Source organism: Thermanaerosceptrum fracticalcis (genome assembly GCF_000746025.2).
Classification (GTDB): domain Bacteria; phylum Bacillota; class Peptococcia; order DRI-13; family DRI-13; genus Thermanaerosceptrum; species Thermanaerosceptrum fracticalcis.
The window spans coordinates 2,921,077-2,936,783 of record NZ_CP045798.1 but is presented as its reverse complement, the minus strand read 5'-3'; the positions used below and the strand labels follow the sequence as shown (position 1 = coordinate 2,936,783).

At 47.3% G+C, this 15,707-nt stretch carries 13 protein-coding genes and 1 other annotated feature (1 of these 14 running past the window's edge); all 13 genes read right to left on the bottom strand.

The window, feature by feature from the left end:
* Positions 1–23 precede the first annotated feature (23 nt).
* Positions 24–308, bottom strand: coding sequence for a 50S ribosomal protein L23 (rplW, locus tag BR63_RS14890; protein WP_034424886.1), 285 nt, complete (start codon positions 306–308; stop codon positions 24–26).
* Complete coding sequence (gene rplD, locus BR63_RS14885) at positions 308–931, bottom strand: 50S ribosomal protein L4 (RefSeq protein ID WP_034424884.1); 624 nt, start codon at positions 929–931, stop codon at positions 308–310. The genes rplW and rplD overlap by 1 nt, the downstream gene beginning before the upstream one ends.
* Positions 932–959: 28 nt before the next feature.
* Complete coding sequence (rplC, locus tag BR63_RS14880) at positions 960–1,586, bottom strand: 50S ribosomal protein L3 (RefSeq protein ID WP_034424946.1); 627 nt, start codon at positions 1,584–1,586, stop codon at positions 960–962.
* Between the two features lie 78 nt (positions 1,587–1,664).
* Entirely contained in the window at positions 1,665–1,976 is a 312-nt protein-coding gene (gene rpsJ, locus BR63_RS14875) for a 30S ribosomal protein S10 (RefSeq protein ID WP_034424882.1), read from the bottom strand.
* Positions 1,977–2,265: 289 nt separating this feature from the next.
* Positions 2,266–3,456, bottom strand: a complete 1,191-nt coding sequence (tuf, locus tag BR63_RS14870) for an elongation factor Tu (protein WP_034424880.1) — start codon at positions 3,454–3,456, stop codon at positions 2,266–2,268.
* Positions 3,457–3,491: 35 nt separating this feature from the next.
* On the bottom strand, positions 3,492–5,570 hold the full coding sequence (fusA, locus tag BR63_RS14865; RefSeq protein ID WP_034425493.1) for an elongation factor G: 2,079 nt from the start codon (positions 5,568–5,570) through the stop codon (positions 3,492–3,494).
* A gap of 120 nt (positions 5,571–5,690) precedes the next feature.
* On the bottom strand, positions 5,691–6,161 hold the full coding sequence (gene rpsG, locus BR63_RS14860; RefSeq protein ID WP_034425490.1) for a 30S ribosomal protein S7: 471 nt from the start codon (positions 6,159–6,161) through the stop codon (positions 5,691–5,693).
* Between the two features lie 77 nt (positions 6,162–6,238).
* Positions 6,239–6,628 (bottom strand): 30S ribosomal protein S12, encoded by a 390-nt coding sequence (gene rpsL / locus BR63_RS14855; protein WP_034425488.1) that lies wholly within the window; start codon positions 6,626–6,628, stop codon positions 6,239–6,241.
* Between the two features lie 138 nt (positions 6,629–6,766).
* Entirely contained in the window at positions 6,767–7,009 is a 243-nt protein-coding gene (locus tag BR63_RS14850; protein WP_034425486.1) for a L7Ae/L30e/S12e/Gadd45 family ribosomal protein, read from the bottom strand.
* A gap of 69 nt (positions 7,010–7,078) precedes the next feature.
* Positions 7,079–10,546 carry a DNA-directed RNA polymerase subunit beta' gene (gene rpoC / locus BR63_RS14845; protein WP_034425484.1) on the bottom strand — a complete coding sequence of 1,156 codons (3,468 nt, stop codon included), beginning with the start codon at positions 10,544–10,546 and terminating at the stop codon, positions 7,079–7,081.
* A gap of 55 nt (positions 10,547–10,601) precedes the next feature.
* Positions 10,602–13,946 carry a DNA-directed RNA polymerase subunit beta gene (rpoB, locus tag BR63_RS14840; RefSeq protein ID WP_034425482.1) on the bottom strand — a complete coding sequence of 1,115 codons (3,345 nt, stop codon included), beginning with the start codon at positions 13,944–13,946 and terminating at the stop codon, positions 10,602–10,604.
* Positions 13,947–14,444: 498 nt separating this feature from the next.
* Positions 14,445–14,831 (bottom strand): 50S ribosomal protein L7/L12, encoded by a 387-nt coding sequence (gene rplL, locus BR63_RS14835; RefSeq protein ID WP_034425480.1) that lies wholly within the window; start codon positions 14,829–14,831, stop codon positions 14,445–14,447.
* Between the two features lie 186 nt (positions 14,832–15,017).
* The gene (gene rplJ, locus BR63_RS14830) at positions 15,018–15,542 is read right to left on the bottom strand and encodes a 50S ribosomal protein L10 (protein WP_034425478.1); all 525 of its coding nucleotides are present in this window, start codon (positions 15,540–15,542) and stop codon (positions 15,018–15,020) included.
* 25 nt (positions 15,543–15,567) lie between these two features.
* Positions 15,568–15,707 (bottom strand) — a sequence feature (ribosomal protein L10 leader region); it runs 8 nt beyond the window's last position.

Here is a 15,707-nt window from a genome sequence, read left to right as displayed (position 1 = left end):
CCCTCCCTTACACAAGTCTAAGACTAGCCTTCAAATATCGGCAGTCTTTCACCAGGTTTAAGGGTAACTATGGCTTTCTTCCAGCTGGAAGTTCTGCCCACATATTTACCCATTCTTTTCGGTTTGCTTTTTACAGTTAAAGTTTTCACATCAACCACATTCACTTTGAAAATGGACTCTACAGCATGCTTAATCTCGATCTTGTTAGCATCTCTGTCAACTTCAAAGGTGTACTTGTTTTCTTCCATTAAGTTAGTGGTCTTTTCTGTAACGACAGGCTTGATGAGCACTTCATGGGGATTTCGCATTATGCCCACACCTCCTCAACTTTGGCAATGGCATCTTTCGTGATAATCAATTTGTCGTGATTGAGAAGGTCGTATACGTTGATACCGTCAGCGGCTAAGGGCTTCACCCCGGCAATGTTTCTGGCAGACCTTTCTACATTGGTTTCATTGTCCACAGTGACAATCAAGGCCTTCTTATCCACTTTCAGGTTATTCAGTACCTGTACCATTTCTTTTGTTTTGGGCGCTGCCAGAGTAAGGTTATCTAAAACAATAAGATCCCCTGTATTCACTTTCGAAGATAGGACGGACTTTATAGCCAAACGTCTCTTTTTACGGGGAATAGAGTAGGCATAATCACGGGGCTTAGGTCCAAACACAATTCCACCTTTACGCCACAGTGGTGAACGGATTGTACCCGCACGAGCGCGTCCTGTACCCTTTTGACGCCAGGGTTTCCGACCGCCGCCGCGGACTTCCGCTCTGGTTTTGGTAGCGTGGGTACCCCTGCGCAGGCTGGCCAACTGCATAACGACGGCTTCGTGCACAACTGCCTCATTGGGTTCAATACCAAAAATTTCATCATTTAATTCCATTTCACCAACTTGTGCACCTTGCACATTATATATTGCAACTTTAGGCATCCTATATTTCCTCCTTTCCATCAAGTTACTAAGCTTTAACCGAACTCTTGATGGTTACCAGGCTTTTCTTAGGTCCGGGGATGGCCCCTCTCACTAAGAGCAAATTGCGCTCTGGATCTACTTTAACCACCAGCAGCTTCTGAACTGTTACTTGTTCTCTGCCCAAACGACCAGGCAGTTTACGGCCTAAGAATACACGAGCCGGCCCTTTCGCTCCTAAAGAACCGGGGCGGCGATGGTATTTAGAGCCATGCTTCATAGGTCCACGATGAAAACCGTGACGTTTGATACCGCCGGCAAAGCCTTTACCCTTAGTCAAACCGGTGACATCCACCCATTCTCCTGAGGAAAAAACATCTGCTTTAATTTCTTGCCCTATATTATAGGCATTGGCATCGTCGACTCTAAACTCTTTCAGATAGCGCAAGGGTTTGATTTGTCCCTTGGCAAAGTGTCCTTTAAGGGGCTTGTTCAGGTCCTGTTCTTTAACTTCACCAAAGCCGACCTGAATCGCATTGTATCCATCGTTCTCAGCAGTTTTTTTCTGTACAACCACACAAGGCCCCGCTTCAATTACCGTGACGGGGATCGCCTTGCCTGTTTCGTCAAAAATCTGGGTCATACCTAACTTGGTACCCAATATGGCTTTCACTATTGCCACCTCCTAGTAAAACCTTCGGTAGTCTCTTTAAACCAAAAAGCACAAAGAAACCCTATTTTACGGGTTCATTTTCTAAAGTTTAATCTCGATATCAACTCCGGCAGGCAAATCCAAACCCATGAGAGCATCTACAGTTTTGGGAGTTGGGTCCACGATATCGATAAGACGCTTATGAGTTCTCATTTCAAACTGTTCGCGCGAGTCTTTATTAACGTGGGGAGACCGCAAAATCGTATAAATATTCCGCTCTGTCGGCAGCGGAATAGGTCCAGCCACAGATGCGCCTGTGCGCTTTGCTGTCTCTACAATTTTTTCGGCTGACTGATCAAGAATTTTATGATCAAAAGCCTTCAGTCTTATTCTGATTTTTTGTTGTTTTGCCATAGGATAACCTCCCTCCTAGTCGCCCGATTTATTATTTTACGGACATTCTCTGCGGAAATTCCCTTACTCCGAACCAAGAACAACGCCCTCGGGTGTGTCATGCTCGTTTCAGCAACCTTCCACTTCATCGCATGTCAACCACACTTTTATAATTATATTAAAATATGGTGTTTTCCACAATATCTAACTTTTACCAGATGGCACAAATTACTAAGTAGTGATGAAGGGAGAGAGGGGAAAATCCCCTCTTTTCCCTATCCTACATCAGTTGTTGGTTGTTAGTTGGTAGTTACTCTATAATGCTAGCTACAACACCGGCGCCTACTGTACGACCGCCTTCACGAATAGCGAAACGCAATCCTTCTTCAATAGCAATAGGCGTGATGAGCTCGATGGTCATCTTGATGTTGTCGCCAGGCATACACATTTCTACACCTTCAGGAAGGGTTGCTACACCGGTTACGTCAGTGGTTCTGAAGTAGAACTGGGGTCTGTAACCGTTGAAGAAGGGAGTATGACGACCACCTTCTTCCTTGGTCAGTACGTATACTTCAGCGGTAAACTTGGTATGAGGTTTGATGGAACCAGGCTTCGCCAGTACCTGACCACGCTCGATTTCTTTCTTGTCCACACCACGCAAGAGACAACCAATGTTGTCACCGGCCTGGGCTTGATCCAGGAGCTTACGGAACATCTCTACACCAGTTACTACGGTCTTCTTGGGTTCTTCTGTCAGACCTACGATTTGTACTTCTTCACCAACTTTGATGGTTCCACGTTCTACACGGCCGGTAGCAACTGTACCACGTCCGGTGATGGAGAATACGTCTTCTACGGGCATCAAGAAGGGCTTGTCAACGTCCCGCTGGGGAGTAGGAATGTATTCGTCTACGGCCTTCATGAGATCCAGAATGTTTTGCGCCCAGGGTCCAGTAGGATCTTCCAGAGCTTTTAAGCCGGAACCACGGATGATGGGAATTTCATCACCGGGGAATTCGTACTGGTTCAAAAGGTCACGAATTTCCATTTCTACCAGCTCTAAGAGTTCTTCGTCATCTACCATGTCAACTTTGTTAAGCCATACAACGATGTAGGGCACACCTACCTGACGGGCTAAGAGAATGTGCTCCCGGGTCTGGGGCATAGGACCGTCAGCGGCGGATACAACCAGGATGGCACCGTCCATCTGGGCAGCACCGGTGATCATGTTCTTTACATAGTCAGCATGGCCGGGGCAGTCTACGTGGGCGTAGTGCCGGTTCGCTGTTTCATATTCAACGTGGGCTGTGGAAATGGTGATACCACGGGCTTTTTCTTCAGGAGCTTTGTCGATTTGGTCGAAGGCTACGGCCTGGGACAAACCTTGCTTGGCTAAAACGTAGGTGATAGCGGCAGTGGTAGTGGTTTTACCGTGGTCCACGTGGCCGATGGTACCAATGTTAACGTGGGGTTTAGTTCTTTCAAATTTTGCCTTTGCCATTTTGAAATAATCCTCCTTTAAATCCTATATACTTTTTATTTCCCTTGACGCTTTGCAATAATTTCCTCAGTGATGTTCTTGGGTGCTTCTTCATAATGGGAAAACTGCATGACATAAGTGCCGCGACCTTGGGTCTTGGAACGCAAATCTGTGGCATAACCGAACATCTCAGCTAAGGGCACATATCCGCGTATAACCTGGGCCCCAGCTCTGGCTTCCATTCCCTCGATCCGCCCACGGCGGGAGTTGATATCACCAATAACTTCACCCATGTACTCCTCAGGTACAACCACTTCTACTTTCATAATGGGTTCGAGAAGTACCGGGTTGGCTTTGGTAGCGGCATTTTTAAAGGCCATGGACCCCGCAATCTTAAAGGCCATTTCAGATGAGTCCACCTCGTGGAAAGAACCGTCATATAAGGTGGCCCGCATATCCAGCATGGGATAACCTGCTAAAACTCCATTCTCCATAGCTTCACGGATACCGGCGTCAATAGCAGGGATATATTCTTTTGGGATAACACCGCCGACGATTTTGTTGACAAACTCATAACCAGAACCTGGCTCGAGAGGCTCCAGTTCAATCCAGCAGTGACCGTATTGACCGCGGCCGCCGGATTGACGGACAAATTTGCCTTCGGCCTTAACCTTAGAGCGGATGGTCTCCTTATAGGCAACCTGGGGCCGTCCTACATTGGCATCTACCTTGAACTCGCGCAGCAAACGGTCAACGATAATCTCCAGGTGTAGTTCACCCATACCCGAAATGATGGTTTGCCCTGTTTCAGGATCCGTATGCATTCTAAAAGTGGGATCTTCTTCAGCCAAACGGGACAGGGCTCCGCCCATTTTTTCCTGGTCGGCTTTAGTCTTAGGCTCAATGGCCACATCAATAACAGGTTCAGGGAACTGCATGGATTCCAGGATGATGGGTTTGTTTTCATCACACAAGGTATCCCCCGTAGTCGTATCCTTTAATCCTACAGCAGCAGCAATATCACCGGCATAGACTTCAGTGATTTCTTCACGGTGGTTGGCATGCATCTGTAAGAGACGACCTATCCGTTCCCTTTTACCCTTTGTGGAGTTGAATACATAAGAACCCGACTTGAGGACACCTGAATAGACACGGAAGAAAGCCAATTTTCCTACATAGGGATCGGCCATAATCTTAAAGGCCAATGCAGAAAAAGGTTCATTATCACTGGCATGTCTCTCATCGTCAGAACCTGTGTCCGGGTGTACCCCTTTAATCGAAGGTATATCCGTGGGTGCAGGCAGGTAATCTACCACCGCATCCAGAAGGAGCTGAACGCCCTTATTTTTGAAAGACGAACCGCAAACTACAGGAATCATCTTTACAGCAATAGTGGCTTTGCGGATTCCTTGCACCAGCTCTTCTTCCGTCAGCTCTTCACCTTCCAGGTATTTCATCATTAATTCCTCGTCGCTTTCAGCAACAGCTTCCACCAGCTTTTCACGATATTCCAGAACTAAATCCTTCATATCTTCGGGAATCTCGGTTTCCTCGCTTCTTGTACCAAGGTCATCAATATAATAGTAGGCCTTCATTTTTACCAAATCCACTATTCCCCGGAAACTGTCCTCTGATCCTACCGGCAGTTGAATGGGCACAGGATTTGCACCCAGTCTCTCCCTGATCATGTTGACTCCTCTGAAAAAATCTGCTCCAACTCTATCCATCTTATTAATATAGGCGATACGAGGAACCCCATATTTATCAGCTTGCCGCCAAACAGTCTCGGACTGGGGCTCGACCCCACCTACCGAACAGAACACAGCTACAGCGCCGTCTAAGACACGTAAGGACCGTTCCACCTCAACAGTAAAATCAACGTGCCCTGGCGTATCAATAATGTTAATGCGATGGCCTCTCCATTGACAGGTAGTAGCAGCAGAGGTGATGGTAATACCCCTTTCCTGTTCCTGCACCATCCAGTCCATGGTAGCAGCACCATCATGAACTTCACCGATTTTGTGGACACGACCTGTATAAAAAAGAATTCTTTCGGTAGTTGTCGTCTTACCAGCATCGATATGCGCCATGATTCCTATGTTTCTGGTTTTATCTAATGGAATTTGTCTAGCCACGATTATTTCCCCCTTTCTTAGACCATGAATGGCCAGTTGTATGCCAAAGACCCCCTATCCCGGGGGTTTTTCGGCACCCAGTTTGCGGGGTTAAAAGTGAATGATTTGGCAAATAATTTCTTACCAGCGGTAATGGGCAAAAGCTTTGTTTGCTTCAGCCATTTTATGGGTATCTTCTTTTTTCTTCACTGCGCCGCCGGTATTATTGGCAGCGTCCAGGATTTCCCCGGCCAGTTTAGCATCCATGGTTTTTTCGCCACGCTTACGGGCGTAAGTGACTAACCATCTGATGCCCAGGGCTTCTCTCCTGTCTGCCCTAACTTCAACGGGTACCTGGTAGTTAGCACCACCTACACGGCGGGCCTTAACCTCTAAAACAGGCATGATGTTCTTCATGGCTTGTTCCAATACTTCCAGCCCGTTTTTGCCTGTTTTCTCTTCCACTATTTTGAGAGCATCATAGAGTGCGCCCTCAGCCACACCCCTCTTGCCATCATACATAACCTTGTTAATCAGCTTTGTAACCACTTTGGAATTATAAATGGGATCGGGCAAAACTTCCCTTTTGGGTACAGGTCCTTTTCTAGGCATCTCCTTTCCCCCCTTCGTCAAGAATTATAAGTTTATCCTAATAAGAGCTTAAGTTGACAGCTTAAAATTAGCTTGCCTTACTTTTTGGCAGCACCAGCTTTGGGTCTCTTGGTCCCATACTTGGAACGACCCTGGTTACGTTTCTGTACACCGGCTGTATCCAGAGCACCGCGTACAATATGGTATCTTACACCAGGTAAATCTTTAACCCTACCGCCTCTTACTAAAACCACGGAGTGTTCCTGTAAGTTGTGGCCAATCCCCGGAATGTAGGCAGTAACTTCGATACCATTGGTCAGTCTAACCCTGGCTACTTTACGTAATGCAGAATTCGGCTTCTTTGGCGTAGTTGTATATACTCTAGTGCAAACACCCCGCTTTTGAGGACACTCTTTTAAAGCAGGGGCTGTTGATTTTTCCTGAATAACCTCTCTACCTTGCTTTACCAATTGGTTAATGGTCGGCATATAACACACCTCCTTCCCAGGCTGTCGTAAAAACTTTTAAAATATAGACGGCAAGTCGAAATCACCCCTCCTCAGGGTGCTTCGACTTGCTATATTCTACTGGTTAGTCTTATCACCAGTAAAACGAACCAAAGTAAATCATTCAATAATGGCGGCAACTGCTGCCGGGACCTGAATTCCCCCGGCTTTTCCCAGCTCACGCATGGTTTCTACTTCTTCCAGGGGAACACCATGCACACGGCACATCTCCATAACGGGGCGCCGCACTTTCTCGTCGGCATCCTTAGCCAAAAAGACTATGCGGGCCTGCCCTCTCTCCAGGGCTTTCGTTGTTTGTTTCATTCCCACTGTCTTCCGTTTAGCATTGACAAGCCTCTGCATGCGGCTATACCTCCTTATGGGATAACGCACACTTAGTCATTTTATCACTGTGATTTTATGATGTCAATATTATTCCGTCGTGGTAGGATTTGGCTCTTCGCTGCCGGCGGGATTTACCTTGATGTTACGATACCTGGACATGCCGGTGCCCGCAGGTATGAGTTTGCCTATGATCACGTTTTCCTTCAGACCCAACAAGGGATCAACCTTTCCTTTAATGGCTGCTTCAGTAAGGACACGTGTGGTTTCCTGGAAAGACGCGGCAGACAGGAAAGAATCTGTAGCCAGAGAGGCTTTGGTAATCCCCAGGAGCACAGGCTTGGCCGTAGCCGGTTCTCCTCCAGTAGCAAATACCTTAGCGTTTTCTTCCTCAAACTCAAAGATATCAATTAGGCCGCCCGGCAAGAGTGAAGTATCACCCGGTTCTTCAACTTTAACCTTTCTCAGCATCTGCCTGATCATGACTTCAATATGTTTATCATTGATATCCACACCCTGGAGCCGGTATACCCGCTGAACTTCACGTAAGAGGTAGGTCTGGACACCCCTTAATCCTTTGACCTTCAGGAGATCATGGGGGTTGATGGAGCCTTCGGTCAGTTCATCGCCCGCTTCCACCATCTGTCCTTCCTTAACTTTAATACGAGAACCAAAAGGAATTTGATAAATTATTTTTTCTTCACCGGGATGAACGATTTCGATTTCCTTGCGGCCTTTTATCTCCGTGATGTGAACCTTACCGTCAATTTCTGCAATAATTCCTTGACCGCGGGGTTTCCTGGCCTCGAAAAGTTCCTCTACCCGGGGCAAACCCTGGGTAATATCGTCACCGGCTACACCACCGGTGTGGAAGGTTCTCATGGTCAACTGCGTACCCGGTTCGCCGATAGACTGGGCAGCGATAATACCTACCGCCTCACCAATCTCTACCATGCGCCCGGTAGCCAGGTTGCGGCCGTAACACTTACGGCACACACCGTAACGGGATTTACAGGTTAAAACTGAGCGGATATATACCTCTTTAATACCGGCTTCCACAATGCGGGAGGCATCGTTTTCCGTAATTTCCTGTCCAGCCTGCACGAGAATTTCACCGGTTTCCGGATGAAGTACATCCTCCATGGCATAGCGACCCACAATTCTCTCCAACAATGACTCGATGGCTTCCGGACCGTCTTTTATTTCATCAACATAGATACCTGTGGTCGTTCCGCAGTCGTCATCACGCACGATAACGTCCTGGGCCACGTCCACCAATCGGCGGGTAAGGTATCCGGAGTCGGCAGTCCTCAACGCCGTATCAGCCAGACCTTTACGGGCACCGTGGGTAGAAATGAAGTATTCCAAGACAGCCAATCCTTCACGGAAGTTGGATTTAATGGGCAACTCAATGGTGCGACCCGAAGGGTCGGCCATAAGTCCCCGCATCCCCGCCAGCTGGCGGATCTGTTGGATATTACCGCGGGCCCCGGAGGTCGCCATCATATAGACAGGATTAAAACGATCCAATGTATTTAATAAGGCTTTGGTCACATCTTCCGTTGTTTTATTCCAGACACCGATAACCAGCTGGTAACGTTCTTCTTCGGTAATAAGCCCCCGTCTAAACTGGTTTTCTATTCTTTCTACCTGTTTATCGGCTTCTTCTAAGAGCTGGATTTTTTCTTTAGGCACCACAATATCTGTTACACCCACGGTAATCCCTGCTCTGGTGGAATAGGTAAACCCTTGCTTTTTAATATTGTCCAGCATGGTTGCGGTAGCGGAGTTGCCTAAAAGGCGGAAACATTTGGCCACAATTTGCCCCAGCTGTTTCTTACCGATTACTTCGTTATAAAAGCCAAGCTCGGGAGGAAGGGCCTGGTTAAAAATCAACCGCCCCGTTGTAGTTCTGATTCTCTGACCGTTTAGCCTGATGATAACAGGCTCATGAAGAGTTACCTCGCCAGCATGATACGCATAGACTGCTTCCTCTACACCGCTAAACTTTCTGAGCTCAGTATCGGGTTTGTCGGTAGGTTGCTCCACCGTAAGATAATAAGAACCTAAAACCATGTCCTGGGTAGGGGTTACTACAGGTCGGCCGTCTTTAGGGTTAAGAATATTGTGGGCTGATAACATCAGGAGACGTGCTTCAACCTGGGCCTCTGCCGAAAGAGGTACGTGAACGGCCATTTGGTCACCGTCAAAGTCGGCATTGTAAGCGGTACAAACCAGAGGATGGATCTGTAACGCCCGGCCTTCTACCAGTACAGGTTCAAAAGCCTGAATACCAAGGCGGTGCAAAGTAGGAGCACGGTTTAGGAGTACGGGATGGTCCTTAATGACCTCCTCCAGGACATCCCAGACCTCGCTGCGCACCCGTTCCACCATTCTTTTGGCACTCTTAATATTGTGGGCATAGTTATCATTAACAAGTTTCTTCATGACGAAAGGTTTGAACAATTCCAAAGCCATTTCTCTGGGGAGCCCACATTGATGCAATTTTAAGTCCGGGCCAACTACGATTACGGAACGGCCTGAGTAGTCTACACGTTTACCCAGTAGGTTTTGTCTAAAACGACCCTGTTTCCCCTTTAGCATATCACTGAGGGATTTAAGGGGCCGGTTACCAGGCCCCGTAACGGGGCGACCACGGCGCCCGTTATCAATCAGGGCGTCCACTGCCTCCTGGAGCATCCGTTTTTCGTTACGCACGATGATATCCGGTGCACCTAAGTCAAGGAGCCTCTTCAACCGGTTATTCCTGTTGATTACTCTTCTATATAAATCATTTAAGTCTGAAGTGGCAAAGCGTCCACCGTCCAACTGAACCATAGGACGGAGTTCGGGAGGAATGACGGGAATAACATCAAGAATCATCCACTCGGGACGGTTGCCCGAGTTTTTAAAGGCTTCCACCACTTCCAGCCTTCTGATGGCTCTTACCTTCCGCTGCCCAGTAGCTTCACGCAGCTCTGCCCGCAGCTCTTTGGCCATTTCATCAAGGTCCATTTCTTCAAGGAGGGTCTTGATGGCCTCAGCACCCATAGAGGCCTGGAATCTGTTCCCATATTTGTCTTTATATTCCCGGTATTCAACTTCTGTTAAAAGCTGTTTTTTCATGAGAGGAGTGTCTCCGGGATCCGTTACGATATAGGAAACAAAATACAGGACTTTCTCCAGGGAGCGGGGAGACATATCGAGAATGAGACCCATCCTGCTGGGAATCCCTTTAAAGTACCAGATGTGGGAGCAGGGAGCGGCCAATTCGATATGACCAAGTCTCTCCCGCCTTACCTTGGACTTGGTAACTTCCACACCACAACGATCACAGACAATTCCTTTATATCTAACCCTCTTATATTTACCACAGTGACATTCCCAGTCACGGGTAGGTCCGAAAATCTTTTCACAAAACAATCCTTCACGTTCAGGTTTTAAGGTCCTGTAGTTGATGGTCTCAGGTTTTTTAACTTCACCGCTGGACCAGGCCCGGATTTGCTCAGGAGAAGCCAAACCTATTCTCATCCTGTCAAAATTATTTACATCTAACAAGGGCCTCTCTCCTTCCTTGTTATAGATTCCTGGTTAAAAACGAACCTATTGATGGTTAATCAAGGTTAAAATCTTCCTCTTCCATATCTTCCGGATCAAATTCGATAAAGCCATCATCCTGGTCGTCTCCTTCACCTTCATCTTCGAGAGGACCCGGTCTTTCAGGTGCATGGATATCGAGCCCCAATTCCTTAGCCGCTTCGCTAATATCATCATCAATTTCCCGGATTTCAATTTCTTCATCGTTCTCCGACAGTACCTTGACATCAAGACCCAGACTTTGCAGTTCTTTGATCAACACTTTGAAGGACTCAGGCACCCCGGGTTCGGGAACATTTTCTCCCTTGACGATGGCTTCATAAGTTTTAACCCGGCCTACCACATCGTCAGATTTTACTGTTAGGATCTCCTGAAGGGTATATGCTGCACCGTATGCCTCTAAAGCCCATACTTCCATCTCCCCAAAGCGCTGCCCACCGAACTGGGCTTTACCACCCAATGGCTGCTGGGTAACGAGAGAGTAAGGACCTGTGGAACGGGCATGAATCTTATCGTCTACCAGGTGGGCCAGTTTAAGCATATACATATAACCTACAGTGATGGGGTTATCAAAGGGTTCACCGGTCCTGCCGTCATAAAGGATGGTTTTACCCGTTTCCGGCAGGCCTGCTTCACGTAAAATCTCTTCGATATCAGTTTCTGTAGCGCCATCAAAGACAGGTGTGGCGACCCTGATTCCCAGAGCCTTAGCCGCCCAGCCCAGGTGGGTCTCTAAAACCTGCCCGATGTTCATCCGGGAGGGTACCCCCAGAGGGTTCAAGACGATTTCAATGGGTGTGCCGTCAGGCAGGAAAGGCATATCCTCCTCAGGCATGATGCGGGAGATAACCCCCTTATTCCCGTGACGCCCAGCCATTTTATCACCTTCGGAGATCTTTCTCTTCTGGGCAATATAAACGCGAACAATCTGGTTTACTCCCGGCGCCAGTTCATCGCCGTTTTCCCTGGTGAAAACTTTTACGTCCACAACCTTACCGGCTTCGCCATGGGGTACACGTAAGGATGTGTCTCTTACTTCCCGGGCTTTCTCACCAAAAATGGCCCTTAAGAGCCTTTCCTCGGCAGTGAGTTCGGTTTCACCCTTGGGCGTAACTTTACCTACCAAAATATCTCCGGGTCTTACCTCTGCTCCGATACGAATAATACCCCGTTCATCCAGATCCTTGAGCACATCTTCACCCACATTGGGGATATCCCTGGTAATTTCCTCTGGTCCTAATTTGGTATCCCGGGCATCACATTCGTATTCTTCTATATGAATCGAGGTAAAATAATCTTCCTTGACCAGCTTTTTGCTGATCAGGATAGCGTCTTCATAGTTATAACCTTCCCAGGTCATAAAAGCTACCAAAACGTTTCTACCCAAGGCTAATTCTCCCTGATCCGTGGAAGGACCGTCTGCAATAACCTGACCGGCGAAAACTCGCTCCCCACGTCTCACAATGGGTTTTTGGTTGATACAAGTCCCCTGGTTAGAACGGGAAAATTTGATCAGCTTGTGTTTTTCCAGTTTCCCCTCATCAGTACGGATGATGATCTCGTTGGCGGTAACCCGTTCCACGACACCGCCTTCCTTGGCCAGTAAAACCACGCCGGAATCCCGGGCCGCTTTATATTCCTCGCCCGTTCCCACGTAGGGGGCATCTGTGCGCAATAAAGGAACAGCCTGGCGCTGCATGTTAGCGCCCATTAAGGCCCGGTTAGCATCATCATGCTCCAAAAAGGGAATCATAGCAGTAGCGATAGAAACAACCTGTTTAGGCGAAACATCCATGTAGTCAACTTTTTCCACGGGTACCACAATAATTTCGCTGCCGTGACGGGCATTTACCTTGGCATTGATAAAGCGTCCTTCCTCATCCAGAGGTGCGTTGGCCTGAGCAATCACATAATTATCCTCTTCATCGGCAGTAAGGTATACAATTTCATCGGTAACCTTACCCGTTTCTTTGTCTACCTTACGATAAGGGGTTTCAATAAAACCAAATTCATTAATACGGGCATAAGTACTCAAAGAACCAATTAAACCGATGTTGGGACCTTCGGGAGTCTCTATGGGACACATCCGGCCGTAGTGGGAGTGGTGAACGTCCCGGACCTCGAAACCTGCTCGTTCCCGGGAAAGACCGCCAGGTCCTAAAGCACTCAAACGACGTTTATGGGTTAATTCAGCCAGGGGGTTGGTTTGGTCCATAAACTGGGAGAGCTGGCTGGAACCAAAGAATTCTTTAATAGCAGCCACTACCGGGCGAATATTAATGAGCACCTGAGGTGTGATTACATCCACATCCTGAATAGTCATGCGCTCGCGAACCACACGTTCCATACGGGATAAACCAATCCGGAACTGGTTCTGTAAGAGTTCCCCCACAGAACGCAGGCGCCGGTTACCCAGGTGGTCAATATCGTCGGGTTTGCCCTCACCCTTCATTAACTTGAGAAGATAGTGAATAGAGGCAACAATATCTTCCTTGGTGACATGGCGAATATGGGGGGGCACATTGACCTTAAGCTTCTTATTCAGCTTATAACGCCCTACATGGGCCAGGTCATATCGCTTAGGGTCAAAGAATAAAGTATTTAATAAAGAACGGGCGCTGTCTACCGTAGGAGGTTCACCAGGTCTTAGACGTTTATAAATTTCTACTAAAGCTTCATCTTCAGATTCCGTATGGTCCCTCTCCAGGGTCAGACGAATCCGTTCGTCATCTTGGAATAGTCCGGCAATTTGTCCATTGCTGCTATAGCCCAGGGCTCGCAACAGGACGGTGGCCGGCAGTTTTCTGGTTCTATCTACCCGAACAAAGATGTTGTCGTTAACATCGGTTTCAAACTCCAGCCAGGCACCCCGGTTAGGAATAATCGTAGCTCCGTATACTTTCTTGCCGCTGGGGTCTATCTGTTCCGTATAGTATACACCCGGAGACCTCACCAGCTGGCTGACAATAACCCTCTCCGCACCATTGATAATAAAGGTGCCTTTATCTGTCATTAAGGGGAAATCCCCCATAAATACTTCCTGCTCTTTTACCTCGCCGGTTTCTTTATTAATGAGCCTTACCTTAACTCTTAAAGGAGCCGCAAAGGTTACGTCACGCTCTTTACATTCCTCAACGGAATATTTGGGTTCGCCAAGGCTGTAATCTACGAATTCCAGAACTAAATTACCGGTAAAATCCTGGATAGGCGAAATGTCACGAAACATCTCCCTAATACCCTCATTAAGAAACCACCGATAGGAATTTTGCTGAATTTCAATGAGATTAGGCATTTCCAGGACTTCTTTGATTCTTGCAAAACTTTCTCGCGTTCTTTTACCCACTTCCATCGGATGACGCATTAAAACTCTCACCCCTCAGATGTTCTTGTCATGTAAAAAGCGTTTAGAAAACCTTGAAATATAAACGCCTAAAAGCAAGGTAAAAACCTTGCTATTTTTAATCCACCCATGTAGTCTTTCCCTTTATACGTGGTATTATTCACCTTTTCTGTCAGAGCCAGGAACACCGCTCATGTTATGTATTAAGCCACCGAATCAGCTAGGCGTCACTAGCAGACAAAAGTCAAAATTTAGTTTGAGTCACCAACAAATAGCAATAAAATTAATCGCAGATTTTAATTTTAGCACATCCCCAAAGACATGTCAATAATTTAGTTGGTAGTTGGTAGTGACGGACGCTCCCTGATTCCCGATTCCCGTTACCCGACTTAGCATTATATTTTCGGGTAGCTGGTAGCGGGTACGATTAAGTTAGTTAGAAATCGTCGGATGTCGGAAGTCGGATGTCGTGAAAGAGTGGCTGACAAATTTAAAGCGCCCCATACAGGGCGCTTTAAGTTACTTAATTTCGACAGTGGCACCAGCTTCAACAAGCTTAGCCTTAAGGGCTTCAGCCTCTTCTTTGCTGACTTTCTCTTTTACAGGTTTGGGAGCACCGTCAACCAGATCCTTAGCTTCCTTCAGACCCAAGCCGGTTGCTTCACGAACTACCTTGATAACGTTGATCTTCTTGTCGCCGGCATTGGCTAAGATAACATCAAACTCAGTTTGCTCTTCAACAGCAGGAGCAGCAGCGGCAGCGGCACCGGCTACAGGAGCAGCGGCAACGGCTACGGGAGCGGCGGCGGAAACACCGAACTCCTCTTCAAAAGCTTTTACTAATTCAGCAAGTTCCAGAACAGTTAAACCTTTCACGGCTTCAATAATTTCATTAATTTTAGACATTTAAATAATCCTCCTTTAATTAGTTACTAGTTATTAGTTCCTAGTTTTTATCAATGACTAGAGTATTTTTATTGAGTAATGTGTGAACAAGAAAACATTGGTGAACCCCACTAAGGAATAGCTTATCTGGCTTTCCACTTACCGTTACTAGTAACTAGGAACTAGCAACTAGTAACTGCTTTTCACTTATTCCCCAGCTTTGGCTTTTCTGAGGGCTTCCAAAGCATATCCGAATTTGCGGATAGGTCCTTGCAGCACATTGGCCATTCCCACCAAAGGGCCCTGCATTGCACCCAGAACCTGAGCCAGCAGCACTTCGCGCGGCGGCAAATCGGCCAAGGCTTTAACGCCATCGGCAGGGAATGCCTTGTTTTCGATAATGCCACCTTTGATCACCAGTTTGTTATGGGTCTTAGCAAAGTCAATCAGGACTTTTGCAGCAGAAACGGGATCCTGCATACTGAAAGCCCAGGCTGTAGGTCCTTCCAGATAGGGATCCAAGCCTTGAACTCCCGTATTTTCCGCGGCGATTTTTACCAGAGTGTTCTTTAATACTTTAAAATCTACCCCGGCGGCTCTTAGTTTGGCCCGTAATTCTGTGACTTCGGCTACGGTTAAACCCCTGTACTCGGCGATAACAACGGATTGTGCTCTCTCAAAACGTTCCGCAATTTCCTGAACGACCTGCTTTTTAATGTCGAGATTACCCAACGTCACGCCTCCTTTCTTGCCAGGTAATTATAAATAGAAAGACCCCCGTAGACATACGGAGGTCCAATAAGCCTGTTCTAAAAATAGCAACATGCCTCTTGTTCCAACCTCGGCAGGCCTCTTACGAGTTTAAGCAAAGCACCTACTGTCTACAGTCAGAATGGG

Coding starts and splice junctions, on each gene's coding strand:
- rplW (WP_034424886.1), bottom strand. CDS start 308: ATGCGAAATCCCCATGAAGTGCTCATCAAGCCTGTCGTTACAGAAAAG.
- rplD (WP_034424884.1), bottom strand. CDS start 931: ATGCCTAAAGTTGCAATATATAATGTGCAAGGTGCACAAGTTGGTGAA.
- rpsJ (WP_034424882.1), bottom strand. CDS start 1,976: ATGGCAAAACAACAAAAAATCAGAATAAGACTGAAGGCTTTTGATCAT.
- tuf (WP_034424880.1), bottom strand. CDS start 3,456: ATGGCAAAGGCAAAATTTGAAAGAACTAAACCCCACGTTAACATTGGT.
- rpsG (WP_034425490.1), bottom strand. CDS start 6,161: ATGCCTAGAAAAGGACCTGTACCCAAAAGGGAAGTTTTGCCCGATCCC.
- rpsL (WP_034425488.1), bottom strand. CDS start 6,628: ATGCCGACCATTAACCAATTGGTAAAGCAAGGTAGAGAGGTTATTCAG.
- BR63_RS14850 (WP_034425486.1), bottom strand. CDS start 7,009: ATGCAGAGGCTTGTCAATGCTAAACGGAAGACAGTGGGAATGAAACAA.
- rpoB (WP_034425482.1), bottom strand. CDS start 13,946: ATGCGTCATCCGATGGAAGTGGGTAAAAGAACGCGAGAAAGTTTTGCA.
- rplL (WP_034425480.1), bottom strand. CDS start 14,831: ATGTCTAAAATTAATGAAATTATTGAAGCCGTGAAAGGTTTAACTGTT.